Source organism: Streptomyces sp. NPDC051576, assembly GCF_040681835.1.
Classification (GTDB): Bacteria; Actinomycetota; Actinomycetes; order Streptomycetales; family Streptomycetaceae; genus Streptomyces.
The window spans coordinates 771,960-796,068 of the sequence record NZ_JBFAZO010000002.1; the positions used below are offsets into that span (position 1 = coordinate 771,960).

General features: G+C 70.0%; 19 protein-coding genes and 1 pseudogene. 6 read left to right on the forward strand and 14 right to left on the reverse strand.

Annotated elements, in window-relative coordinates; genetic code table 11:
• Positions 1-48 precede the first annotated feature (48 nt).
• Both AB0M63_RS09080 and AB0M63_RS09085 read left to right on the forward strand, forming a co-directional pair.
• Positions 49-1,269: a hypothetical protein gene (locus AB0M63_RS09080; protein ID WP_366018928.1), complete on the forward strand. Its 1,221-nt coding sequence runs from the start codon at positions 49-51 to the stop codon at positions 1,267-1,269.
• A 157-nt stretch (positions 1,270-1,426) separates the two neighbouring features.
• On the forward strand, positions 1,427-1,615 hold the full coding sequence (locus tag AB0M63_RS09085) for a hypothetical protein (protein WP_366018929.1): 189 nt from the start codon (positions 1,427-1,429) through the stop codon (positions 1,613-1,615).
• Between the two features lie 71 nt (positions 1,616-1,686).
• On the opposite strand, the pseudogene AB0M63_RS09090 reads toward AB0M63_RS09085, so the two are convergent.
• Positions 1,687-1,936, reverse strand: a pseudogene (locus AB0M63_RS09090) (transposase); the annotation flags it as partial.
• A 271-nt stretch (positions 1,937-2,207) separates the two neighbouring features.
• On the opposite strand from AB0M63_RS09090, the gene AB0M63_RS09095 reads away from it, so the two are divergent.
• Positions 2,208-7,625 carry a hypothetical protein gene (locus tag AB0M63_RS09095; RefSeq protein ID WP_366018930.1) on the forward strand — a complete coding sequence of 1,806 codons (5,418 nt, stop codon included), beginning with the start codon at positions 2,208-2,210 and terminating at the stop codon, positions 7,623-7,625.
• A gap of 300 nt (positions 7,626-7,925) precedes the next feature.
• Here the strand turns inward: AB0M63_RS09095 and AB0M63_RS09100 are convergent, their stop codons facing one another.
• Together AB0M63_RS09100 and AB0M63_RS09105 are read right to left on the reverse strand one after the other, a co-directional pair.
• A complete protein-coding gene (locus AB0M63_RS09100; RefSeq protein ID WP_366018931.1) occupies positions 7,926-9,266 on the reverse strand; it encodes a class I SAM-dependent RNA methyltransferase in 1,341 nt (446 codons plus the stop codon).
• A 92-nt stretch (positions 9,267-9,358) separates the two neighbouring features.
• Positions 9,359-11,410 carry an APC family permease gene (locus AB0M63_RS09105; protein ID WP_366018932.1) on the reverse strand — a complete coding sequence of 684 codons (2,052 nt, stop codon included), beginning with the start codon at positions 11,408-11,410 and terminating at the stop codon, positions 9,359-9,361.
• A 371-nt stretch (positions 11,411-11,781) separates the two neighbouring features.
• On the opposite strand from AB0M63_RS09105, the gene AB0M63_RS09110 reads away from it, so the two are divergent.
• Positions 11,782-12,453 (forward strand): TrkA family potassium uptake protein, encoded by a 672-nt coding sequence (locus tag AB0M63_RS09110; protein WP_355902134.1) that lies wholly within the window; start codon positions 11,782-11,784, stop codon positions 12,451-12,453.
• Entirely contained in the window at positions 12,453-13,133 is a 681-nt protein-coding gene (locus tag AB0M63_RS09115) for a TrkA family potassium uptake protein (protein WP_355902136.1), read from the forward strand. Before AB0M63_RS09110 ends, AB0M63_RS09115 begins: the two co-directional genes overlap by 1 nt.
• A 72-nt stretch (positions 13,134-13,205) precedes the next feature.
• Here the strand turns inward: AB0M63_RS09115 and AB0M63_RS09120 are convergent, their stop codons facing one another.
• The 9 genes from AB0M63_RS09120 to AB0M63_RS09160 form a co-directional block, all read right to left on the reverse strand.
• Positions 13,206-13,994, reverse strand: coding sequence for a DUF3159 domain-containing protein (locus AB0M63_RS09120; RefSeq protein WP_355902138.1), 789 nt, complete (start codon positions 13,992-13,994; stop codon positions 13,206-13,208).
• A gap of 3 nt (positions 13,995-13,997) precedes the next feature.
• On the reverse strand, positions 13,998-14,396 hold the full coding sequence (locus AB0M63_RS09125; RefSeq protein WP_355902140.1) for an OB-fold nucleic acid binding domain-containing protein: 399 nt from the start codon (positions 14,394-14,396) through the stop codon (positions 13,998-14,000).
• A 45-nt stretch (positions 14,397-14,441) separates the two neighbouring features.
• Positions 14,442-15,125 carry a response regulator gene (locus AB0M63_RS09130; RefSeq protein WP_355902142.1) on the reverse strand — a complete coding sequence of 228 codons (684 nt, stop codon included), beginning with the start codon at positions 15,123-15,125 and terminating at the stop codon, positions 14,442-14,444.
• Positions 15,122-17,674 carry a sensor histidine kinase KdpD gene (locus AB0M63_RS09135; RefSeq protein WP_355902144.1) on the reverse strand — a complete coding sequence of 851 codons (2,553 nt, stop codon included), beginning with the start codon at positions 17,672-17,674 and terminating at the stop codon, positions 15,122-15,124. Before AB0M63_RS09135 ends, AB0M63_RS09130 begins: the two co-directional genes overlap by 4 nt.
• Before the next feature lie 445 nt (positions 17,675-18,119).
• Positions 18,120-18,812, reverse strand: a complete 693-nt coding sequence (locus tag AB0M63_RS09140) for an ABC transporter ATP-binding protein (RefSeq protein WP_355902146.1) — start codon at positions 18,810-18,812, stop codon at positions 18,120-18,122.
• Between the two features lie 76 nt (positions 18,813-18,888).
• Positions 18,889-20,067, reverse strand: a complete 1,179-nt coding sequence (locus AB0M63_RS09145) for an alginate lyase family protein (RefSeq protein ID WP_355902148.1) — start codon at positions 20,065-20,067, stop codon at positions 18,889-18,891.
• Between the two features lie 178 nt (positions 20,068-20,245).
• Positions 20,246-21,004, reverse strand: a complete 759-nt coding sequence (locus AB0M63_RS09150; protein WP_355902150.1) for a DUF3710 domain-containing protein — start codon at positions 21,002-21,004, stop codon at positions 20,246-20,248.
• A 1-nt stretch (position 21,005) separates the two neighbouring features.
• On the reverse strand, positions 21,006-21,521 hold the full coding sequence (gene dut, locus AB0M63_RS09155; RefSeq protein WP_355902152.1) for a dUTP diphosphatase: 516 nt from the start codon (positions 21,519-21,521) through the stop codon (positions 21,006-21,008).
• Positions 21,518-22,102: a PaaI family thioesterase gene (locus AB0M63_RS09160; protein WP_355902154.1), complete on the reverse strand. Its 585-nt coding sequence runs from the start codon at positions 22,100-22,102 to the stop codon at positions 21,518-21,520. The genes dut and AB0M63_RS09160 overlap by 4 nt, the downstream gene beginning before the upstream one ends.
• 58 nt (positions 22,103-22,160) lie before the next feature.
• Between AB0M63_RS09160 and AB0M63_RS09165 the strand changes: the two genes are divergently transcribed.
• The gene (locus AB0M63_RS09165; RefSeq protein ID WP_355902156.1) at positions 22,161-22,634 is read left to right on the forward strand and encodes a DUF3093 domain-containing protein; all 474 of its coding nucleotides are present in this window, start codon (positions 22,161-22,163) and stop codon (positions 22,632-22,634) included.
• Here the strand turns inward: AB0M63_RS09165 and AB0M63_RS09170 are convergent.
• Together AB0M63_RS09170 and AB0M63_RS09175 are read right to left on the reverse strand one after the other, a co-directional pair.
• Positions 22,631-23,548, reverse strand: a complete 918-nt coding sequence (locus tag AB0M63_RS09170) for a hypothetical protein (RefSeq protein WP_355902158.1) — start codon at positions 23,546-23,548, stop codon at positions 22,631-22,633. The two genes, AB0M63_RS09165 and AB0M63_RS09170, sit on opposite strands and share 4 nt — an antisense overlap.
• Before the next feature lie 13 nt (positions 23,549-23,561).
• Positions 23,562-23,858 carry a DUF4193 domain-containing protein gene (locus tag AB0M63_RS09175; protein ID WP_005481602.1) on the reverse strand — a complete coding sequence of 99 codons (297 nt, stop codon included), beginning with the start codon at positions 23,856-23,858 and terminating at the stop codon, positions 23,562-23,564.
• Positions 23,859-24,109 lie beyond the last annotated feature (251 nt).

Consider the following 24,109-nt stretch of genomic DNA (forward strand, 5'->3'; position numbering starts at 1 on the left):
TCCCCGTAACGTTGCGAGTCCTACTCGTGGCGACTGCGGGGAGCTCCGATGGACGACGACCTTCAGATCGACAGCGACGAAGACCTCTTCCGCAATCCCGTCTACTACGAACCGGCCGGCCAGAACCTCGATCTGAACCGTCCCGACCTCGGCGTCCCGCAAGGCCAAGACCTCCTGAACGTGCTCCTGCACATGCGGGGACGTGTCCCCGTCGAAAAGCGCGGGCTCATCTGCCCCGACTGCCGGGACCTCCGTGGCCGGCGCGTTCCCATGTACCTCGTCCAGCGTGACGGGGTATGGCTTGCCTCCCACTACCGGAAGCCCGGGGAAAGGCCCATCAGCCACGAGTCCGACGAGCACCTCGCCCGCAAGGAACGCGTCGCGAAGGACTCCGAAGATCACGGCTTCCACGCCGACATCGAGTCGCAGACCGCCGACGGGCACGCGCGCCTCGACGTACGCATCAACGGCGCCAACGGCATCGTGCTGGGCTACGAACCTCAGCTGAGCGCCCAGACAGCCCGCGGAATGCGTGCACGGGAGGGGTTCCGGCGCCGCGGCGGTATTCAGTCGGTCTGGGACTTCGCCGACCCCGACCACGCAGGTATCGGCACCGTCCCATACGTCCGCACGCCCAACCTGCCGGCCTCCGTCATACGCGTGCAGAAGAACCCCATCGCGGTTCAGGACGGCAACTTCGTCCTGGAAGAAGGCCAATGCAGCCAAAACGGCGCGCTCACCCGGTGCCCGGAAAAGCCCTACGACCCGGAAAACCCCACCGACTCCGGGTACTGCGGGGGCTGGCACCGCGTCCTCATGCCCGCCCATCAGTCGAGCACCTTCACAGGGGAAGGCGGCCTGACCCTCACCCGGTTCATCGTGGAAGCTGCGGCCGGTGAGCGGATCCCGTTCCAGCGGGGCGGCCACCACGGTTGGCTCCCCGCACAACAATGGCAGCAGTACCTTGAGGCGAACGGGCCCACCCTGGACGACAAGGAGCGCCAGCCATCCGTACGACAGGGGGACCGGCGCGACAGGTGCACCGAGGACCGCCCGGCTTCGGAGGTGCGGGCTGAACCGAAGAGACGTGGCAGCCGCGCGATCGTCCTTGAGTCCCGCCCCCGGGAAGGCGAGGCCGCCAGGATACCGGTCGACGCGTCGGGTCAAGCGATCCCGCTCTGCCGATTCGGCTGCGGTCAGCCCGCAAGCCTTCAAGGACCCGAAGGGCTGCCCGAGCACTTCTCGTGCCGCAGGAAGCAGGAGGCGTGATCTACCGGCCACCGCTGACCGCCACTCGCTGCATCACCTGGTGCCAGAGTCCCCTGCCCGGTTCGGGTGGGGGATGTCATGTTTCCACCTGACATGTCAGTCCCCGGTGTCACAGTGGGCGCAGCACACCCAGCACCGCTTTTTCGAGGAGCCGACCGTGACCCAGAGCACCACCTTCCGCACCAGCACCAGCACCAGCACCAGCACCAGCACCGAGCAGGGCACCCTCGCCGACCACGTTGTGGAGTTCCTCAGCCGGGTCTCCCGCGCACTCCGGAACTTGGCCGACTCAGCTGACCACGGGGCGAAGATGGTACGGAAAGCGGACGCGGCACGGCGAAGCTGAACCGGCACACGCAGGTAGGCCAGCAGACGTGCTCTCCGTGGCTAGCTAGGCCCCGGCCGAAGGATTGGCCGACGGCCGTCGGCTGCCCCGGGCACCGGCCCCCGACCAGAGCCCGACGCAGCCGAGCGATATCGGTCCGGCCCTGGTTCAGCCCGGAGTAGAGGGCATGTGTCCACGCCGGTGCTCGAGGGCGAGGGCGAGGGCCAGGCCCACGAGCGCGCGAACCGGACGGTCCGTGCACAGCAACGCGTCGCACAGCTCGAACAGGGCATCGCCGCGCAAAAGCAGGCAGGAGTACAACTCGGTCCGGAATGCCTTCACCGCTGCGAACGCGTCGCGTTGAACCCCGTGCTAAACCCGTTCCACGATCTGGCCTCCACGCACCGCGCCGCCCTCTCCTCGCAGGATCAGGCCCCCGGCCTCACGGACACGCCGCGAGGCCGGGGAAACCCTGAACAAATTCGAGTCCGTACGACGGCGGACCAAAACGTCAAGCTCAGCCCCGAGTAACGCTCCACACGGTGGTTCCTCGCGCCCCCCATGTCAGTGCGGCGGGATACCGTCCTCGTCACGCTGAGGTAAGGGGAGAACCATGGCGAGGAACGCCCGGGCCGAGCAACTGCGGGAGTACGGCCGGTCCGTGTTGGAGGGGGCCCGGTCGGAGCAAGTCCTGCGCATGGCACGGCAGGTGAACTCCGTGTCGTACGCGAGCGCGCGGGAGTACGCCGGCCGCTCGCTCTTCGAGTTGCTGCAGAACGGCTACGACGCGCATCCGAGGGACCGCCGCGACGGACGGGTCCACGTACTGCTGGACGAGGCGGAGAGCGAGTGGGGGACGTTGTACGTCGCCAACGGCGGGACGCCCTTCACCTGGCGGAACGTCGAGCGGATCTGCGAGCTCGCGCAGAGCTCGAAGGAGGTCGGTGAGGGCATCGGGAACAAGGGCGTCGGGTTTCGCAGCATCTTGCTGATCAGCGAGGCACCCGAGATCTACAGCGCAGACCCCGACAGCCCGCTCGGCCCGGAATTGGACGGGTACTGCTTCCGCTTCGCGCAGAAGGTCGACGTGGAGGACTTCCTTGCCGGTGAGAACAACGCCCACGAGGTGGCCGCCAAGTATCCGCCGCTCCAGGCGCCCCTGCCGCTGGACGATGTGCCCGCGACCTGTCGGCAGCTCGCCGCCCGGGGGTACGTAACCATCGTCCGGCTGCCCTTGCTGAGCGAGGCAGCCCGGGCCGAGGTCCGTCTACGGATGGGCGAACTCGCGGAGGCGAAGGTACCCGTGATGCTGTTCCTCGACCGGCTTGCTGGCCTGACGCTGGAACGGCGGGCCGTCGGTGGCGAGACAGGCGAGTTGGACGACCGCCACGAGGCGCTCGAGCGGCATGAACTGACCCGCTCCGAGGAGCACTTCGCGGTTGCGCAGGATGGCACCGGGCGCGGATTCCCCGTCTCCTGCGCGACCGTGGACCTGGGGCCGTCCGGCACCTTTCTCGTAGTGCGGGGCACCGTGGAGAAGGAACGGCTGAACAGCACCCTCGCCGAGGCCGTGGGTGCTGGGCTCCTCGACAACACATGGCAGGAGTGGAAGCGGTCCGCCGTCGTCGAGGTCGCACTCCCTCTGCCCGCACCGCGCCGACCGCGACGCGGGCAGATCTACACTTTCCTGCCACTGGGCGAGGACCAGGCCGCTCCGTTCCCGGGACACGTGAACGCCCCGTTCTTCACCAAGTTCGACCGCACCGGGCTTCCCTCCGACAACCCTCTCAACGTGCTGCTGTTCGACGCGGTCGCCGAGACCTGTCTGGCAGCCGCCGCGGTATTGCGTACCGTGCCCGAGCCGTCCATGCGGCAGCTGGCCGTGGACCTGGTGAGCTGGGACAGTGAGAAGGGCTCGGCGGGGCGGCTCCGCGCGGCGGCTCTGCGTGTGCACGGGAGCGAACTCGCCGACGTACCACTCGTACCTGTCCTCGCCGCGGGCGGCGCCGTGCCGGAGACGAGCTGGGCCCCGCCCCGGGACGCGGTCCTGTGGCCGGACCTCGACCTGACCGTTCTCACGGCACACCGCGCGCACGAGGCCGGGATCGTGGTGGCCGACCCCGAGATCGGCGGCGACCGGCTGAAACGGCTGGCAGCTCTGTGCAAGGCCCTTGCGTGCCCATGGGAGCCGGGTCCGGAGATCTTCGCCGAGTACGTGGAACGGATCGTCGCGGGCCTGCCCCTTCCCCAGCCCGGTGAGCCCCCCGAGCAGTGGAGCGCGCTGTACGAGGACCTGGCCGCGCTTTTCGAGGACGACGCGCACGTCCTGCACGACAGGCAGTTGCTGCTCGCGGACGACCGCACACTCCGCCACACCAACCGTCCCCTCGGCAGGGCGGGTACGGGCACAAGCACGCGTACCCAGGGCAAGCCGAGCGGTCAGAGTGTCCGCCGTGAGGCGTTCTTCCAGCCGGTGTGTACGGAAGCGACCCAGACCGGGGCTCCGTCTGTCCCCGCCCTGCTCGGCAAGCGGTTGTTCTCTCTACATCCAGGTCTAGTCTGGAAGGATCCCGGCGAGCGTACGCGCGGGCGGTCCGCCCGCGCCTTCCTCGAGCAGGAGGGGCTCGTCCGGCCGTACGACACAAAGGGCTTGCTGGACCACGTACGGCAGGCGCTCAGCGCGAGCACCGATCTCCGGCTGCGGCTCCAGACCCTGCGGTTCGTCTTCCGGCTGTGGCAGCCTCGGCGTTCGCTGGGCGGAACGGATATCTCCTCGCTCGGACTGTACGTACCGTCGGCGGACGGCCGACTGATCAGGGCGAACGGCGCCGTCTTCGGCCGAGGCTGGGGCCGCGCGTCCGCCGGTGAGGACCTGGCTGCGGTGGTCGCCGCCGGGCAGGACGTGTCGAAGAGCCTCAAGGCGATCACTGGACGCCTCCTTGCCGCGCCCGAGGAGTTCGCCAAGCGGGGCGAGACCGAGGAATGGCGGGCGTTCCTGCTGGAGGCCGGGGTGGCCGACGGGCTGGTCCCGGTCAGGTCCTCCGACGCCTTGAGCTGGGTAGAGCAAGGCCAGGAGCTCAGCGCTCGGCAGCTGGTCCGCATGGCGAAGGTGACTGCCAAGGTGCAGGAGCAGTGGGAGCCGTACGTCCACTGGCCCGGTGTCTACTACCCCCGGACGCCGTACCGGGGAACCCCCGCCTGGCGGCTCCCCGGCCAGGACGTCGTCGAACGCCTCGGGCAGGAGGCCCGGCTGGCGTACGCACGGCTTGTCCTGCATGGCCTGGCCAGCTGGGAGGACGCGAGGTTCGCCAGCGTCTGGACCAGTGCCGGCAGCCAGAGTTCCCCGGACAGGGAGCGGGTCCCGACCCCGCTCGGCGCCTTCGTCCGGGAGGAGCCGTGGCTCCCGGTGCGGGGCCGCGACCGGGCCGTCCGGTTCGTCCGGCCGGCCGACGCCTGGCACTGCCCGCCCGGGCTGGAGGAGGAGCCCTCGTACGCGCCGACCGTCGACCATCGGCTGCGCCACCTTTTGGAACGCGGGAAGGCGGGCGACCGCCTGCGGGAAATGCGGTTGCCGACCTGGGACGACCCCCGGGACAGCGCCCGCCTCATCGCTGCGCTGGGACGTCTTGCGGCGGAGGGCGCGCTGGGGGCCGAGGACCGGCCCGCCGCGCAGCGTGCGAACGAACGCGCCTGGCGGCACCTCGTACAGCATCCCCGTCCCGCACTGCCCGAGAGCACCAGTCTGCTCGCTGAGTCTGGGGACCGGCTGATCAGCGTACCGCTGTCCGCTCTGGACGACGGGGAGAGCGATGGCGATGGTGATGCCGGGGCCGTGCTCTACGTCAGCGGTGAACGTGATGGCTTGACGCCCCTGCTGGTACGGGAAATGGCGCGCCCCCTGCTTACCCTTCCCGGTGTCTCGGCGGAGGCCGCCGAGCTGCTGGCGGCCGAACACCCCGCCGCCGTCCGGCACACCGACGACCTGATGTTCACGGTGACCGTGGACGGCTCACGGGTGGACCGCGCGGCCTTGGGAGAGCCACTGGTCCAACAACTCCCCTGGCTCACTCTGGCCGTGGGCGTCCTCTCCGACCACCTTGCGCGCGGCCCCCGGGCGAGCGAGGCCGAGCTGAGCGAGCTGACGTCCCTGGTCCGGAGCGTACGTCTGCACCGCTATCGCTCCTGGAACATCGAGCTCGACGGCCGGCCCGTGACGTTGCCGGGCCGCCTCGGCGGAGTGCTGCCGCTGCCCGATCCGAAGCATCCGCTCGTCCTCGCCCCGGCGGGCGAGCCGGGCTGGCCCGAGATCACCCGCATCGTGGTGGCGGTCGCCGAGCTGCTGGGACGGCGGGAGTTCGGCGACCGGCTGCGCCTCGCCGCCCACCAGCTCGCTACCCGCCACGCCGACCTGCGCGACCCGGGCCAGGAGGAGCTCGCCTACGCCCTGGAAGTCACGGTCCACCAAGTCGAGGAGACGAGCCGCCGGATCGACGGGGCCATTGGCGTGGTCCTGGAGCGCTGCCGGCCCTTCCTCGTCCACCTGCTCGGCGCAGAGGCGGCGGACTCGCTGCTTCTGCCACCGCCGGGCGACACCCGGGAGTTCCAGGCGCACCTTGAGGAGTTCGCTGCCGAACTCCCGGTCCCCGTATCCGAGTTCATCACCAGGGCCCGCCTGGCCCGCAGTACGGACGAACTGCGGCGCGACCTGGGCATCGGTTTCGCCGAGCTGAACGACACCCTGCGCGCGATGGGCCCGCCCGTGAAACCGGTCAGCCACGCCGAGGAGCACGAGGAGGCTCTCCGCACCCACCTGGACCTGCGCAAGAAGGAGCTCGTCAACCGGCTGCGCTGGGCGGTGCTGGAGGACTTCGACGCGCGCCGTCCGATGCCCGACTGGCCCCCGGTCCGGGCCCTCGACTGGATCACCGCGCCGGAGGCATGGGAGTACACCGTGGACACGGCCGACACGGGGAGCTTGGAGGCGCACGTGGAGGACCAGTTGGCGCTGCGCCTGGGCCGCCCGGTGCCCCGATCGGGCGAACGCCTGCCAGCACTCGACCAGGTCCGCGGCGCGAATCTCCGTACGATCACCGGCCTGGCCGCCGACCTCGCGGTCCTCGTCGGGGCAGCCGGACATCCGTTGCCCGCGGCCCTGACCGGAGCCGAGCCGGCCCAGGAGGTCACCGCGCGGCTGGAGGCCGCGGGCGCGCTGGACTTCCGCCCCTTGTCTCCGTCCAACATCGTCGGTTGGCTGGCGGCCCTCGGCCAGTGGCCCGACGGGATGGCGGTGACGACGGATCCCGGGCGCCACGGGCTGTCTGAGGCCGACTTGGACCGCGTGCGCAACGCGGCGGAACACGAGCGCCGCAAACGGGAGCGCGAACGGCGGTCGATCTCCATCGGCGGCCGCGAATTCGACGTGCACTCCGGCGACTTCACCGCCCTCACCCACGAACTTGACCAGGTCCTGAGGAGCGGATCTACGCCAGGCATCACCGCCACCGGTCCGCTCCGCTTCACAGACCCCCTACCCCGGACCGAGCACACCTGGGCCACCGGCCGCGCGCGCGGGCGGCGGTACGGAGGTGGCACGGACAGCGGGCTGACCACGGCCCAGCGGGAGGCCATCGGGTACGTGGGCGAGTGGTACGCGTACCAATGGCTGTGCGCGCGCTACCCGGACCGCATGGACGAGACCGGCTGGGTGTCGGGCAACCGCCGCAAAGCCTTCCCCGGCCCGTCGGGCGACGACGGCCTCGGCTTCGACTTCCGGGTCGGCTCTGGCAGCCGTCCCTTCCTGTACGAGGTGAAGGCCACCGGGGGCGAAGGAGGCCGCTTCGAGCTGGGGGAGAGCGAGGTCCGCGCGGCCCGCCAGCACGCGGGCAACGACCGCTGGCGCCTCCTGGTAGTCACTTACGCCCTCACCCCGCACAAGGTGGCCATCCAGATGCTCCCCAACCCTTACGGGAAGCGCGGCCGGGGCCGCTATCGCGAGGAGGGCGGGGCACTGCGCTTCTCATACCTGCTGTGATCTTGACGTTCAACTCCAGCGCAGGTCAACGACCTGCGACAGCCAGACATCGCAGCTCACGGCGCTGGCTGGTCTCGTCCGAGACATGTGATCATCAGGAACGAACAGCTCCGCGCAGAACGTCGCCCGCCCTCGGCGCTCCATCGATATACGCCTTCCGGCAGGGCCTGACCTGCCCAACAGTTCGCCTGACACCCCATCAGAACGAGCGTCAAATGAGCGTCACGAGCGTCATTTCAGCGTCAAGATATCGCCCGTAACGCCCACACCGCACATAACGCGCGCCTACAAAACTGCAGGTCAGGAGCCCTTTATGGCCGGTTCAAGGATCGCCACGCACTCCACATGATGCGTCATCGGAAACAGATCAAACGCCCGCAAAGTCCGCACCCGATACCCCCCGTCCCGGAAATACCCCAGGTCACGAGCCAACGCCGCCGGATCGCAAGCCACGTAAGCGATCTTCCGCGCCCCCAGCGACGACAGATGCTCGACCGTCTTCTTGCCGGCGCCCGAGCGCGGCGGGTCCAGGACGATCAGGTCGACCTCGGTGATCCCCGTGCGCGGGAGCACGCTCTCGACCTTGCCCTGCTCGATGCGGACGCGGTCGAAGCCGGCGAGGTTGTGCCGCGCGTCCTCGACCGCGCGCTTGCCGGACTCGATGCCGAGGACCGCGCCCTTGTCGCCGAGGCGGTCGGCCAGGGCGCCGGCGAAGAGGCCGACTCCGCAGTACAGGTCGAGGGCCATGTCGCCCTTGCGCGGGAGCAGGCCCTGCATGACGGCCTTGACGAGGGTGTCGGCGGCCATCGGGTGGACCTGCCAGAAGCCGCCGCTGCCGACGCGGTACGTCCGGCCGTCGGCGCGCTCGCGGACGAACGCGCGGCCGTGGACGCGGTGGATGCCGCCGTCGTGTTCCTCGACGCGCATCACCGACACCGGGCGGTCCAACTCGACCAAGGGCAGGCGGGCGCCGGGGCGGGGTTCCAGGATGACCATGCGGTCCTGGGAGCCCGTCGCCGCGATCGCGTCGACCGAGGCCATGCCGGACCAGTCGCGCTCCTCGATGCCCAGCTCGCTGACGCCGGGCGCCGCGATCATGCAGTGCTCGATGGGCTCGACCTCGTGCGAACGGTGCCTGCGCAGACCGGCGTTGCCGTCGGCGTCCACCGCGTACTGGACGCGCGTGCGCCACTGCGGGACCTGGCCTGCGGGCAGCTTGTCGCCCTCGGCCGGCATGACCGTGCCGTCCCAGCCGGCCTCCTCGGGCGTGAGGCCCGCGAGCCGCTGCAACTGCTCGGCGATGACCTCGCCCTTGAGGCGGCGCTGCGCTCCGGGCTTGGCGTGCTGCCAGTCGCAGCCGCCGCAGCGGCCGGGGCCGGCGTAGGGACAGGGCGCCTCGACGCGGTCCTTGGACTCCTCCAGGATCGTCACCGCGTCGGCGCGCAGGAACCGCGCGCCCTCCTCGCCGTCGGTGACCCGCGCGACGACCCGCTCACCGGGCAGCGCGTGCCGGACGAACAGCACCTGACCCTCGGACGTACGGGCGATGCAGTGCCCGCCATGGGCGACGGGGCCCACCTCGACCTCGTACTCCGCCCCCACCAAGGACCCCGCCTGCGATTTCTTCGGTTCTGCCTGCATGGCGGGGTGACTCCACAACGTCAAAGGGTGAGCGGCCGGACAACAGCCCACCAGTCTACGTGGACACTGCCCGGCCGCTCACCACAAGGCGTTCAGCTCTTGGAGTCGGACGACTCCCGGTGCCGGTGCTCCGCGGGACCGCGCCGCACCGCACCCGGCGCGTTCCACTCCTGCCGCTTGCGCGCCCGGTCGCGGGCCGCCTCGGAGGACTCCAACTGGTACGGCACCGACGTCACCATCACGCCCGGCGTGAACAGCAGCCGTCCCTTGAGCCGCAGCGCGCTCTGGTTGTGCAGCAGATGCTCGTACCAGTGGCCGACGACGTACTCGGGGATGATCACGGACACCGCGTCGCGCGGCGACTCCTTCCGCAGCCCCTTGACGTACTCGATGATCGGCCGCGTGATCTCGCGGTAGGGCGAGTCGAGCACCTTCAGCGGTACGTCGATCCCGCGCCGCTCCCACTCCTCGCGCAGCGCCTTGGTCTCGGCCGGGTCCACGTTGACGCTGAGCGCCTCCAGGGTGTCCGAGCGCATCAGCTTGGCGTAGGCCAGGGCCCGTAGCGCCGGGCGGTGGATCTTGGAGATCAGGACGACCGAGTGGACGCGGGACGGGCGGAGGCTGTCGTCGCTCGGGCCCTCGGGGGCCGCGATCTCCTCGGCGACCCGGTCGTAGTGCTTACGGATCGCGGTCATCGTGGCGTAGAAGATGCACATGCCGAGCAGCGCCACCCAGGCGCCGTGCGTGAACTTCGTGACCAGGACGACGACCAGCACCAGGCCGGTGAAGAACGCGCCGAAGGTGTTGATCGCCCGCGAGCGGACCATGTGGCGGCGCTTGGCCTGGTCCTTCTCGGTGGCCAGGTGGCGGTTCCAGTGCCGGACCATGCCGGTCTGGCTGAGCGTGAACGACACGAACACGCCGACGATGTAGAGCTGGATCAGCCGGGTCGAGTCGGCGCCGTAGATCGCGATCAACAGGGTGGCGGTGCCGGCGAGCAGCACGATGCCGTTGGAGAAGGCAAGGCGGTCGCCGCGGGTGTGCAGTTGGCGCGGGAGGTAGCGGTCCTGGGCGAGGATCGAGCCGAGGAGGGGGAAGCCGTTGTACGCCGTGTTCGCCGCGAGGAACAGCACCAGCGCGGTGGACGCGGCCAGTACGACGAACAGGAAGCTGCCCTTGCCGAACACGGCCTCGGCGACCTGCGAGATCACCGGGTTCTGCACATAGCCGGAGCCGATCGCGACGCCGTTGTGGAGCAGGTCGGTGGCCGGGTTCTCGGCCATACGGACCTTGGTCGTCATGGCGAGGGCGATGATCCCGCAGAACATCGTGACGGCCAGCAGACCCATCGCCGCGAGGGTGGTCGCCGCGTTCTTCGACTTGGGCTTGCGGAAGGCCGGGACACCGTTGGAGATCGCCTCCACACCGGTGAGCGCGGCACAGCCGGAGGAGAAGGCGCGCAGCAGCAGGAAGACGAGCGCGAAGCCCGCGAGGCCCTGGTGCTCGGCCTTGATGTGGTAGTCGGCGGTCGGCGCTCGCATCTCGTCGCCGAGCACGAGTCCGCGGAAGGCGCCCCACGCGATCATGACGAAGACGCCGCCGACGAACACGTACGTCGGAATGGCGAAGAGCTTGCCCGACTCCTTCACCCCGCGCAGGTTCATCAGGGTGAGCAGCACCACGACGGCGATCGCGCAGAGCACCTTGTGCTCGACCACGAACGGGACCGCGGAGCCGAGGTTCTCGATGCCGGAGGCGATGGAGACGGCGACGGTGAGGACGTAGTCGACGAGCAGGGCGCTGGCGACGGTGAGGCCTGCCTTGGGGCCGAGGTTGGTGGTGGCCACCTCGTAGTCGCCGCCACCGCTGGGGTAGGCGTGGACGTTCTGCCGGTAGGAGGCGACCACGGTGAACATCAGCACCACGACCGCGACCGCGATCCAGGGGCTGAAGTGGTACGCCGACACGCCCGCGATGGAGAGGACCAGCAGCACCTCGCCGGGCGCGTAGGCCACGGAGGACAGCGGGTCGGAAGCGAAGACGGGAAGTGCGATGCGCTTCGGCAGGAGCGTTTCGCCCAACCGGTCGCTGCGCAGTGCACGCCCGATGAGGATGCGCTTGGGCACGTCGGTCAGTTTGGACACAACAGAGGATCGTAGGCCTTCGAACTGGCGATCCTCTACTTGCCACCGACTTACCGGCTGTCATCTGCCTCACGGGTGAAATCGCTGACGAGTGGAGTTGCGGATTCCGTCGGGAGTGGCGACTCCGTGTCTATATGACAAAACCCCGCCCCCCGCAGCCTCCTGGAGGTTCCATGCCCCCGACCGCAGAGCTGATCGGCGCCCTCGCCACCCTGGCCGGCCTCGGAATCCTCACCCGGGCCAGTGTGCGCAGCATCGGGCGCCGGTGACGCAGAGGGGTGCCCTGGAAGTACCGGGCGTGTGTAGCTTTGGCCTCGGTCTGAGACCCTGATGGGGCTGAGCATTGATTTCAGGACACCGGAAGGACGGTCGTGCACATCGTCATCATGGGCTGCGGCAGAGTGGGTTCCGCTCTCGCCCAGACCCTGGAGCAGCAGGGGCACACGGTCGCCGTGATCGACCAGGACCCCACCGCCTTCCGCAGGCTGGGCCCGGGATTCGGCGGCCGCCGGGTCACCGGGGTCGGCTTCGACCAGGACACCCTCCGCGAAGCGGGCATCGAGGAGGCGGGCGCGTTCGCGGCCGTCTCCAGCGGTGACAACTCGAACATCATCTCCGCGCGTGTGGCCCGCGAGATGTTCGGCGTGGAGAACGTCGCGGCCCGGATCTACGACCCGCGCCGCGCCGAGGTCTACCAGCGCCTGGGCATTCCCACCGTGGCCACGGTCCGCTGGACCGCCGACCAGATGCTGCGCCGGCTGCTGCCCTCGGGCGCGGAGCCGCTGTGGCGGGACCCCACCGGCGGTGTGCAGCTCGCCGAGGTGCACGCCTCGGCCGCCTGGGTCGGCTACAAGATCAGCAAGCTGCAGGAGGAGACGGGCGTCCGCGTGGCGTTCCTCACCCGTCTCGGCGAGGCGATGCTGCCCTCTTCGCAGACCGTGTTGCAGGAGGGCGACCTCGTGCACGTGATGATGCGTACGGACGAGGTCGACAAGGTCGAGGCGGCGTTCGCCAAGGGTCCCGAAGAGGAGGGCGGTCACTGATGAGGGTCGCCATTGCCGGAGCCGGCGCGGTCGGTCGTTCGATCGCCGGAGAGCTCCTGGAGAACGGCCACGAGGTCCTTCTCATCGACAAGGCCCCGACCGCGATCTCGGTCGAGCGGGTCCCCCAGGCCGAGTGGCTGCTGGCCGACGCCTGCGAGATCACCTCGCTGGACGAGGCGGCCCTTCAGCGCTGCAACGTCGTGATCGCCGCGACGGGCGACGACAAGGTCAACCTGGTCGTCTCCCTCCTGGCCAAGACGGAGTACGGCGTCCCGCGCGTCGTCGCCCGCGTCAACAACCCCAAGAACGAGTGGCTCTTCAACGAGTCCTGGGGCGTCGACGTGGCCGTCTCCACCCCCCGTCTGATGTCGGCCCTGGTCGAGGAGGCGGTGAGCGTCGGCGACCTGGTCCGCCTGCTCCGCTTCAGCCACGGCGACGCCAACCTCGTCGAACTGACCCTCCCCGAGGAGTCCGCTCTCGCGGGCACCCAGGTCGGCGACGTGGAGTGGCCCGAGGACACCTCCCTGGTCACGATCATCCGCGGCACCCGCGTCCTGACCCCGTCCCGCGAGGACTCCCTGGAGGCGGGCGACGAACTCCTGTTCGTGGCGGCGCAGGCCCGCGAGGAGCAGTTGGAGGACCTGCTGTCGGTGCGCCGGGAGGACGCGGCGAGCAGCTGATCGTTCTACGACGAGGAGGGGCGCCCCGAATGCTCGGGGCGCCCCTCCTCGTCGTAGTGAATACGGAAAACGCTATGCGTCGCGACGGTGCCGTCCCGACGTGGCGTCCTGGCCCTCGCCCGCAGCCTCGGCGGCGGCCTTGCGTGCCTTCTCCGCCTGCTCCTCCGCCTCCATCTCCGCGAACACGTCGATGGGCGCGGGCGCCTTCGCGAGGAAGACCCAGGTCAGCCAGACGGCGAGGAGGAAGGGCGGGATCTTCAACGCGACCAAGACCCAGCCGAGTTGGGCGGTGTTGGCCCACCAGTAGAGCGGGAAGAGGATCGCGCACTTGGCGAGCAGGATCAGGCCCCAGGCCCAACTGGCCTTGGCGTAGGCCTTCTTGCGGCCGGGGTTGCGGGTGCGCCAGGAGAGGTTCTCCTTGAAGACCGGGCCGAGGATCAGGCCGATCAGCGGGACGCCCGCGAGGGTGGTGACGATGTAGGCGAGCGCGAGGCCCAGCGTGTAGAGCATGCCGGGGAGGTAGAAGTTCTTCGCGTTGCCCGTCATCATCGCGAAGACGACACCGAAGGCGACGCCGAAGACACCGCTGAACGCGTGCTTGACGGTGTCCCGGGTCACCAGCCGGACCACGACCAGGACCAGCGACACGGCGAGGGCCGCGATCGCCGACCAGTGCAGGTTCTTGTTGATGGTGAAGATGGTGACGAAGAGGAGGCCGGGCAGGACCGTTTCGATCATGCCGCGCAGGCCGCCGAACGCCTCGAAGAGAGCCGCCTCGGTCACCGCCCGGACGTCCTGCTCGGTGTCTTCTGCGTCCACGCCGTCCACGGTGTCCGCGGTCGGCTTGTCGAGCGACGTCACCGGCTACTCCCGTCCGAGGGGTCTCAGTTCGTATTTCGGGTTGAAGAGCACCCGGCGGCCTCTGCTCATCGAGATCCGGCCGGACGCGATCAGCTTGCGCCCCGGTTCTATCCCCACGATGGAGCGCCTGCCGAGCCACACCACGTCCAGGGCTGCCGAGCCGTCGAACAACTCGGCCTCCAGGGCGGGCACCCCCGCCCGGGGGCGCAGCGTGACCGTGCGCAAGGTACCAGTAACCGTCACGATCTGTCGGTCGTGGCAGTCGCCGATCCGGACACAGCCCTCGGTCTGGGAGTCCTCGCGCAGCTCCTCCGACTCCAGGTCCTCCTGCGAGGTGGAGAGCCGGTCGAGCATGCGCCGGAACCGGCCCGCCGGCTTTTCGGAACGAGGAACAGCACTCATATCTGAAGCGTACCGGGGTCCACCGACAGCAACGTACCCGCAGGGCTAGCGCTCGAACCGGTAGCCCATACCCGGCTCCGTGATGAAGTGCCGGGGATGCGCGGGGTCCGTCTCCAGCTTGCGCCTCAGCTGTGCCATGTAGACGCGCAGGTAGTTCGTCTCGGTTCCGTACGACGGCCCCCAGACCTCCTGGAGGAGCTGTTTCTGGCCGACCAGGCGCCCGGTGTTGCGCACCAGCACCTCCAGCAGATGCCACTCCGTGGGGGTCAGCCGTACGTCCCTGCCGTCCCGCTGGACCTTCTTGGCGGCCAGGTCGACGGTGAACCCCTCGGTCTCGACCAGGACGTCGTCCTCGCCGACCCCGGTGGGCTCGGCCCGGCGCACGGCGGCCCGCAGCCGGGCCAGCAGTTCGTCCATGCCGAAGGGCTTGGTGACGTAGTCGTCGGCGCCCGCGTCCAGCGCCTCCACCTTCTCGTCGGAGGAGTGCCGGGCGGAGAGCACCAGGATCGGCACCCGGGTCCAGCCGCGCAGCCCCCGGATCACCTCGACACCGTCCATGTCGGGCAGGCCCAGGTCCAGGACGACCACGTCGGGGTGGCGGGAGGCGGCGAGGTCGAGGGCGGTCTTGCCGTCGGCGGCCGCGTCGACCTCGTACTTCCGCGCCTTGAGGTTGATCACGAGGGCCCGCACGATCTGCGGCTCATCCTCGACCACGAGGACCCTGGTCATGAGGCCTGCCTTTCCGGTTCCACGTCGCGCACTTCACGCCCGTCTCCTACGACGCCCGCCGCCGCGCGGAGGGTGAGGACCATGGTGAGACCGCCACCGGGTGTGTCCTCCGCGTTCAGGGTGCCGTTCATGGCCTCGGTGAAGCCACGCGCCACGGCGAGTCCGAGGCCCACTCCCGCGCCGCGCGGGGCGTCGCCGTAGCGCTGGAAGGGCTCGAATATGCGGTCCTTGGCCTCGTCGGGGACGCCCGGTCCCCGGTCGACGACGCGTACCTCGACGCGGTCGGCGATGGCGCTGGCGGACACCAGGACGGTTCCGTCCGGCGGGCTGTACTTGACCGCGTTCTCGACCAGGTTGGCCACCGCCCGCTCCAGCAGCCCGGGGTCGACGGCGACCATGGGCAGCGTCTCCGGGATGTCCAGTTCCGCGCTGCCCTCGGGGACCCCGCCGAGCGCCATCGGGACGACCTCGTCGAGGTCTATCTCGCGGATGATCGGGGTGACCGTGCCGGTCTGCAGGCGGGACATGTCGAGGAGGTTGCCCACGAGGTGGTCGAGCCGGTCGGCGCCCTCCTCGATGCCCTCCAGCAGCTCGGCCTGGTCCTCCTCGGACCAGGCCACGTCGTCGGACCGCAGACTCGTCACGGCCGCCTTGATGCCGGCGAGCGGGGTCCGCAGATCGTGGCTGACGGCGGCCAGCAGGGCCGTACGGATGCGGTTGCCCTCGGCGAGCGCGCGGGCCTGGTCGGCCTCCTCGCGCAGGCGTCGGCGGTCCAGGACGACGGCGGCCTGCGCGGCGAAGGCGGCCAGCACGCGGCGGTCGGAGGCGGGCAGCACCCGGCCGGTCAGCGCGAGGGCCATGTGGTCGCCGACCGGCATGTCCACATCGCCGTCCTCGGGCCGCTCCAGCGGCGCGCCCACGCCCACGCGGCCCGCGCAGGTCCAGGGGTCCACGTCGCTCTTGCGTTCCAGCAGCGCCACCGACTCCATGCCGAAGGTCTCCCGGACCCGCTCCAGGAGCGCCTCAAGGCTGGTCTCGCCGCGCAGCACGCTGCCCGCGAGGAAGGACAGGATCTCCGACTCCGCGCGCAGTCTGGCGGCCTGCTCCGTGCGTCTGGCGGCGAGGTCCACCACGGAGGCCACGGACACCGCGACACCGACGAAGATCGCGATGGCGACGATGTTCTTGGGGTCGGCGATCGTCAGCCGGTGCAGCGGGGGCGTGTAGTAGTAGTTCAGCAGGAACGACCCGAGGGCCGCCGATACCAGCGCCGGCAGCAGCCCGCCGAGCAGCGCCGCCGCCACAGTCAGCGACAGGAACAGGAGCATGTCGTTGGCGAGGCCGAGGTGGACCGCGTTCAGCAGCAGCGCCAGCCCCACCGGCCCGGCCACACCGACCACCCACCCCGAGACGATCCGGGCCCGCCCGAGCCGCGCACCCCGGGACACGGGCAGTCCGCGCCCCTTGGCGGCCTCCTCGTGGGTGACGATGTGGACGTCCAGGTCGGGCCCCGACTCGCGGGCGACCGTGGCGCCGACGCCGGGCCCGAAGACGTACTGCCAGGTCTTGCGGCGCGAGGAGCCGAGGACGATCTGGGTGGCGTTCACCCCGCGCGCGAAGTCGAGCAGCGCGGCCGGGATGTCGTCGCCGACGACGTGGTGGAAGGTGCCGCCGAGGTCCTCGGCCAGGGTGCGCTGGACGGCGAGTTCCTTCGGGGAGGCCGAGGTCAGGCCGTCGCTGCGGGAGATGTAGACGGCGAGCACCTCGCCTCCGGCCCCCTTCTCGGCGAGCCGGGCGGCCCGCCGGATCAGCGTCCGCCCTTCCGGACCACCCGTCAGCCCTACGACGATCCGCTCGCGTGAACCCCAGATCGCCGAGACCTGGTGTTCGCTGCGGTACTCCTGGAGGTACTCGTCGACCCGGTCGGCCACCCACAGCAGCGCCAACTCCCGCAGGGCGGTGAGGTTTCCGGGCCGGAAGTAGTTGGAAAGCGCCGCGTCGACCTTGTCCGGCTTGTAGATGTTGCCGTGCGCCATCCGACGCCGTAGCGCCTGTGGCGACATGTCGACCAGCTCGATCTGGTCGGCCCGGCGGACGACCTCGTCCGGCACGGTCTCCTGCTGCCGTACGCCGGTGATCGACTCGACCACGTCCCCCAGGGACTCCAGGTGCTGGATGTTGACGGTCGACACGACGTCGATGCCGGCGGCCAGCAGCTCCTCGATGTCCTGCCAGCGCTTGGTGTTGCGGGAGCCGGGGATGTTGGTGTGGGCGAGTTCGTCCACCAGGGCGACGGCGGGGGCGCGGCGCAGGACGGCGTCGACGTCCATCTCGGTGAAGACGGTGTCCCGGTAGGCCAGCTCCACGCGCGGGACCTGCTCCAGGCCGTGCAGCAGCACCTCGGTGCGGGCCCGGCCGTGGTGCTCCACGAAGGCGACGACGCAGTCGGTGCCCCGCTCCACCCTGCGGTGGGCCTCGGACAGCATGGCGTACGTCTTGCCGACGCCCGGTGCCGCACCGAGGTAGATCCGAAGCTTGCCGCGTCCCATGGGCCCCATTGTCTTCCCGTCACAGCTGTGCACGCAGCGTCGACTTTACGGCCAATAAGTCCGACAAATGGGGCGAGGTGAGGGATGGGGGACGTCTTTGACGCAACCCTGATGCGCCGGTCGGAGCCCGCGCCGTCCGGCGGGGCCGGACGGCGGATCGGTCGGCCGCCGAGGCAGCGCCACCCCGGGCGGTGCGTCCGTCGCCCCGTCCGCGGCGAGGGCCACCCGGCGACGAACACAACCTTGACGCACCGGCCGGAGCCCACACCGGTCGACAGGGCGCGACAACGCGCCGACCGGCCGACGGAGCGGCCCCACCCCGGGCCATGCGTACAACGCCCCGTCCGCGGCGAGGAACCGCCCGGCGACGGACGGGGACGCCGTGCTCCGCCGAGCGGACCGTCAGCGCCTAGGGCGACCCGCCCCCCACGGGCCTGCGCAGCACTCAGTGTTCGACGATCTCCCCGTCGCTCAGCTCCAGCACCCGGTCGGCCAGGTCGAGCAGGGTCGTGTCGTGCGTGGCGACGAGGGCGGTGACGTTCTCACTGCGTACGACGGCCCGCAGCAGCTCCATGACGGCGTGACCGGTCTCCGCGTCGAGCTGGCCGGTCGGCTCGTCGGCGACGAGGAGGGCGGGGTTGTTGGCGAGGGCGCGGGCGATGGCGACCCGTTGCTGCTGGCCGCCGGAGAGTTCGCCGGGGCGCTGGGCCGCGTGGTCGGCGAGGCCGACGAGGGAGAGCAGCAGCTCGACGCGTGCCTCGCGCTCGCGCGGGTCGGCCCGGCGCAGCCGCAGGGGGACGCCGACGTTCTCGGCGGCGGTGAGGATCGGGATGAGCCCGAAGGACTGGAAGACGAACCCGACCCGGTCCCGGCGCAGTTCGAGCAGCCCGGTCTCGCCGAGCCCGGCGAGGTCCTGCCCGTCCACGGTGACCCGGCCCTGGTCCGGCACGTCGAGGCCGCCGACGATGTTGAGCAGGGTGGTCTTCCCGGACCCGGAGCGCCCCTTGAGGGCGACCAGCTCCCCGCGCGGCACCTCGAAGGAGACCCCGCGCAGCGCGTGCACGGCGGCGGCTCCGTGGCCGTGGGACTTGTGGACGTTCTCGACGCGGACCATGGTGTCGGTCGCGACCTGGCTCATCTGTGCCCCTCCCCGTGTCCCCCGTGGACCGGGCGCCAGTATTCCCGTCGGGCGCCCGGTCGGACAACGGTTCGGTTCAGTTGGGGTTGTCGCCGTGCGTGAGGGTCTCCCAGGCCACGAAGAGGTTGTTGCTGCCCGCCGGGCGGTTCTGGAGGGTGAGCGTCTGGGTGTTGGTCATCGCGATGCCCAGCCGGTTGTGCAGGGCGTTGTAGCCGACCTCGGTGACCGGCCCGAGCCCGAGGGTCAGCGACCCGCCGCACAGCCAGCTCGGTACGGCCGCGCCCAGTTGGTACTTGGCCTGGAACCCGAGCGCCTGCCGCAGCCGCTCGCCCACATCGGTGCCGTACAGGTCGGTGCCCTGGATCCGGCTGGTCTCGGCGACGTGCGAGATCGCGGAGATGCCGTACCCGGTGTGGGTGAGGTCGCGGCAGGTCTCCTGGGTGAGCCCGGTGACGAAGGTCGACTGGCCCTGCCAGTAACTGACGATCTTCGCCGTGGTGTCGAGGTTCTGGCTGGGCACGGTCTTGGGCACGCTGCCGTCGGAGGCGAGGTAGATGTAGGCCGCGGTGCGGGTCCGGAAGATCGCCATGGCCTTGTCGTACGACGCCTTGTCCTCCAGGAAGACGGAGATGCCGATGGCGGCATCCATCATCGACAGCTCCCAGTTCCCGTTGGAATTGGAGCCGTTGATGATCTCGGGCAGGTAGACGTTGCGCAGCATGGTCGCGAAGCGGGCCGAGTTGGTCCACGTCCCGGTGTACGTGTACTTGATGATCTCGGCGGCCTTGGGCCAGGAGGAGCCGGCCCAGCCGGTCTGCAGGGGCGCGTTGCTGTTGGTGTGGCTGGTGATCGTGGCCGACCAGGCGTCCATGATCTCGATGGCCTTCTGGGCATAGCGCGCGTCCTTGGTGATGTACCAGGCGAGGGCGTCGGTGTAGGCCGCTATCGCGTCCTCGCGTTCGTCGGTGCAGCCGTAGTTGGGGTTGGAGTACGAGCCGCACTCGACGACGGCTCTGGGCTTCGGGGTACGGCTCAGGCTCGCGTAGGAGCTGGCCATCATCTGGTCGTAGGCGCCCTTCCAGGGCTGGGCGCCGGCGAGGACCTCGGTGCGGGCGAAGTCCAACTGGCTTCTGGAGACGTCGACTCCGGGGTGGACGAAGGTTGCGGGGGCCGCCTGGGCGGCGGGGCCGGGCTGGGCGAAGAAGAAGCCCAGGACCAGCGCGGTGACGACGGAGAGCAGGGCAGCGCGGCGCACGGTGACTCCGTTCTCGTAAGTTCTCGCATGTTCTCGTATGTGAACAAGGAGCACCCTCATGAACATGGGCGTTGAGCCGAGACCATAGGTACGGACCAATGGGCCGTCAAGAGTGCGCGCACGACGAAGGACCGCACCCCGGGGAGGGGTACGGCCCTTTCGTGGCTGTCTGTTCCGGCTAGCGGACCTCGGTGATCTCCGGTCCGCGCTGCAACTGGCCCATGCCGCCGGAGAAGCGGGAACCCGCCTCCTCCTGCTGGACGCCCTCGGGAACCATCTGGGCGTCGTTCGGCAGCTTCAGGACGATCGGGTCGCGGGGCGCCATCGGGCCCTCGCCGCGCACGACGACCGTGTCCCGGAAGATCTGCTCCAGCAGACCGGCCGCCTGCGGCTGCACCGCGCCCTGCCCGGAGATCACCCCGCGCAGGAACCAGCGCGAACCGTCCACACCGACGAACCGCACCACCTGGAAACCGCCCGTGCCGTCCGGCAGTTGCACCGGAACCTGCGCGCGCAGCTCCCAGCCCAGCGGCCCCTCGACCTCGTCGACGATGCCGCCCTGCTGGGTGATGCCGCTGGCGATCTCCTCGCGGACCTCACCCCAGATGCCCTCGCGCTTGGGGGCGGCGAAGGCCTGCAACTGGATGGCACTGTCCTTGAGGACCACGGTGGCGGCGACGATCGCGTCGCCCGCGACCTCGACCCGCAACTCCATGCCGTCGACTCCCGGCACGAACAGACCGCCCAGGTCCACCCGGCCCTCGGCGGGGTCGCCGACCTCCGAGTCGTCCCAGGGTCCGTCGGGGCGGGGCTCCGGTTCGAGCTTCACGCGCTCGACCGCTGCTTCGTCCGCCTCAGTGTCGACGTCGTCGACGACCTGCTCGGCCTCGCTCGCCGCGTCCTCGGCGGCAGTGCCCTTCTTGCGACGTCCGAACACGTCACTGTCCTTCCCGGTCGGATACGACCGAAGCGTATCGATTCCCACCCGTGGTGCCGCCCACGGCGGAGTGGCCGCCGGTGGACCCGAAGCCCCCCTCGGCCCGCGCCGAATCGGGAAGCTCCGCGACCTCCTGGAAGCGGACCCTCTCGACCTGCTGGACGACCAACTGGGCAATCCGGTCGAAGCGCTCGAACCGTACCGACTCATGCGGGTCGAGATTCACCACGATCACCTTGATCTCCCCACGGTACCCGGCATCAACCGTCCCCGGGGCATTCACGAGGGCGACACCGCAGCGGGCGGCGAGCCCAGAACGAGGGTGCACGAAGGCCGCGTACCCCTCCGGGAGAGCGATAGACACCCCCGTGGGCAGTACGGCCCGTTCACCCGGCTTCAGTTCCCGGCTCTCGGTGGTCCGCAGATCGGCTCCGGCGTCGCCGGGATGCTCGTACGACGGAAGCGGTACGTCAGGGTCGACGCGGCGGATCAGCACATCCAGGGAGCTACGGCTCACGGATTCACCTCGAAGGCACGGGTACGCCGGACCTGGTCCGGGTCGTCCATGGCGGCCCGGATCTCCTGCGGGCGGCCGTTGTCGATGAAGTGGTCGACCTTGACCTCGATGAAGAGGGCGTCGGCGCGCACGGCCACCGGCCCGTCGGGGGCGCCGATGCGTCCGGTGGCGGTCGAGTAGATCTTGCGGCCGGCCACGGCCGTGACCTCGGCCTCCAGGTACAGCACGGTGTCCACGGGCACCGGCCGCACGAAGTCGGTCTCCAGACGTCCGGTCACCGCGATCGTCCGCAGCAGCCAGTTCAGCGAGCCGAGGGTCTCGTCCAGCGCGCTGGCGAGCACTCCGCCGTGCGCGAGGCCCGGGGCGCCCTGGTGAGCGGCCCGCACGGTGAACTCGGCGGTGATCGTCACGCCCTCACCGGCCCGCGCCGCCAGGTGCAGCCCGTGCGGCTGGTCGCCGCCACATCCGAAACACTGTTCGTAGTGCGCACCGAGCAGCTCACCCGGCGCGGGCGCGTCGGGGTGCCGCACCGGTTTCACGGCGTAGGACGGAGGCTTGAGAGCCGGGGAAGTACCACTCACAGCCGCAGACCTTACCCGCGCGTCGGCATCAACCGGACACCGTGCCAAGCTTGGCTTCATGCAGCTCTCCGCCTCCCCCTACGACGAGCGCCTCACCGCACCCCGTTCGTGGTGGTTCATCTCGTTCCTGGTGGGTGTCTCCTTCGCCCTGATCCTGCTGCCCTTCGGCACCCTGCCGCTGCTCGGCGGCCTGGTCGGCGGCACCGCGGCCGCGTCCGTCATGGCGAGTTCCTACGGCTCGCTCCGCATCCGGATCGTGGGCGACTCGCTGATCGCCGGCGAGGCGAAGATCCCGCTGACGGCCCTGGGCGAGGCGGAGATCCTGGACCCCGAGGAGGCGCGCGCCTGGCGCACCTACAAGGCCGACACCCGCGCCTTCCTGCTGCTGCGCTCGTACATCCCCCGGGCCCTGCGCGTCGAGGTCACCGACCCGGACGACCCGACGCCGTACCTGTACCTGTCGACGCGCGAGCCGGAGCGGCTGGCGGAGGCACTGAAGGCGGCCCGGACAGCGGTCCAGGACAAGGCCTAGCTGCCGAGTTCCTTCGGGATCTCGCCCACCCGGATCGGGTCCACCGGGGGCTCCAGGGGCGGGAGTTCGGGCAGCGCGTCCCAGGGGACCTGGGCCTTGCGCAGGTCCTTGCGGATGCGTTCGGCGAGCTTCTTGGTGTCCCGGCGGTTCATGACCGCTCCGACCGCGGCGCCGACCATGAAGGGCATCAGGTTCGGCAGGTCGCGGACCATGCGTTTCATGATCTGCTGACGCAGCTCGCGCTTCATGGGGCCGTTCAGTGCCGCGCTCATGGTCGACGGTTTGGTCACGTCGACGCCGCGCTCCCCGGACCAGGAGTTCAGATACGCGACGCTGCGCTGTCTGAGGTCGCCGGGCGGACGGACGCCGTAGACCTCGTGGAGTTCGGCGATCAGCTTCAGCTCGATCGCGGCGACGCCGGTGATCTCGGCGGCCAGTTCGGTGGGCATCGCGGGCGGTACCGGCAGCATCGCCGCGGCACCGACGCCGGCGCCGACCGTCGAGGTCGCGTTGGCCGCGCCCGAGACCAGTTTGTCGGCGAGCTGTTCGGGGCCCAGGCCCGGGAACTGCCGCCGGAGCGCCTGAAGGTCCCGTACGGGGATCCGCGGGGCGATCTCGATGATCCGGTCGGCGAGGTACGCCAGACCCGCCCTGGCCCGGCTGCCGCCCTTACGGACGCCTTCCCTGGCCTTGTCCCGGATCACCGCCACCCGTCGTTTGGCGACGGGGGCGGCTGCGGGAACGTCGGCGGGCACCGGGAGGTCAGCCCGGTCGGCCGCCGGTTCGAGCGAGGCTGATCCCTGTTCGGATGAGCCCCGCTCGTCGTCACGCGCGCCATGAGGACCGTAGGCCGGTCCTTCGTCCGCTCCCGGCCGGCGGGAGCGGCGCTTCCAGGGTGGGGTCGAGCCAGTCACGGCCGACCCCTCCTCAGTCGCAGTCGCGGCAGATCGGCTGGCCGTTCTTCTCGCGGGCCAGTTGGCTGCGGTGGTGCACCAGGAAGCAGCTCATGCAGGTGAACTCGTCCTGCTGCTTGGGCAGCACCCGGACGGCCAGCTCTTCGTTCGAGAGGTCCGCTCCGGGCAGTTCGAGGCCTTCGGCGGCCTCGAATTCGTCGACGTCCACTGCGGAAGTCGACTTGTCGTTCCTACGGGCCTTGAGCTCTTCAAGGCTGTCCGAGTCGACGTCGTCGTCGGTCTTGCGTGGGGTGTCGTAATCCGTTGCCATGTCGCTCTCCCCCTCTGGGTGTCTGCGGTGTCTCCAGCGCACGTAACGCGTGAGAGGCCGGACTTGTGCCCGACCTGAGGCGGAGATTTTGCCTCACATCAAGGTCTGTTACTCAATCGACACCCAACCGGACCCCTCAAGAGTGATCGGCTTGGATGGCGAAGGGGACCGTACACGGTCCTCATGCCGCTCTTCAAAGGCACCTCATCGTGTACTTCCCGTGATCAAGACCCCCGAAAACCCGGATTTTC

Excerpts from the sequence above, each read along its gene's own strand:
- AB0M63_RS09115 (WP_355902136.1), top strand. The coding sequence starts at position 12,453 with ATGAGGGTCGCCATTGCCGGAGCCGGCGCGGTCGGTCGTTCGATCGCC.
- AB0M63_RS09130 (WP_355902142.1), bottom strand. The coding sequence starts at position 15,125 with ATGACCAGGGTCCTCGTGGTCGAGGATGAGCCGCAGATCGTGCGGGCC.
- AB0M63_RS09135 (WP_355902144.1), bottom strand. The coding sequence starts at position 17,674 with ATGGGACGCGGCAAGCTTCGGATCTACCTCGGTGCGGCACCGGGCGTC.
- AB0M63_RS09140 (WP_355902146.1), bottom strand. The coding sequence starts at position 18,812 with ATGAGCCAGGTCGCGACCGACACCATGGTCCGCGTCGAGAACGTCCAC.
- AB0M63_RS09100 (WP_366018931.1), bottom strand. The coding sequence starts at position 9,266 with ATGCAGGCAGAACCGAAGAAATCGCAGGCGGGGTCCTTGGTGGGGGCG.
- AB0M63_RS09165 (WP_355902156.1), top strand. The coding sequence starts at position 22,161 with ATGCAGCTCTCCGCCTCCCCCTACGACGAGCGCCTCACCGCACCCCGT.
- AB0M63_RS09080 (WP_366018928.1), top strand. The coding sequence starts at position 49 with ATGGACGACGACCTTCAGATCGACAGCGACGAAGACCTCTTCCGCAAT.
- AB0M63_RS09125 (WP_355902140.1), bottom strand. The coding sequence starts at position 14,396 with ATGAGTGCTGTTCCTCGTTCCGAAAAGCCGGCGGGCCGGTTCCGGCGC.
- AB0M63_RS09095 (WP_366018930.1), top strand. The coding sequence starts at position 2,208 with ATGGCGAGGAACGCCCGGGCCGAGCAACTGCGGGAGTACGGCCGGTCC.
- AB0M63_RS09175 (WP_005481602.1), bottom strand. The coding sequence starts at position 23,858 with ATGGCAACGGATTACGACACCCCACGCAAGACCGACGACGACGTCGAC.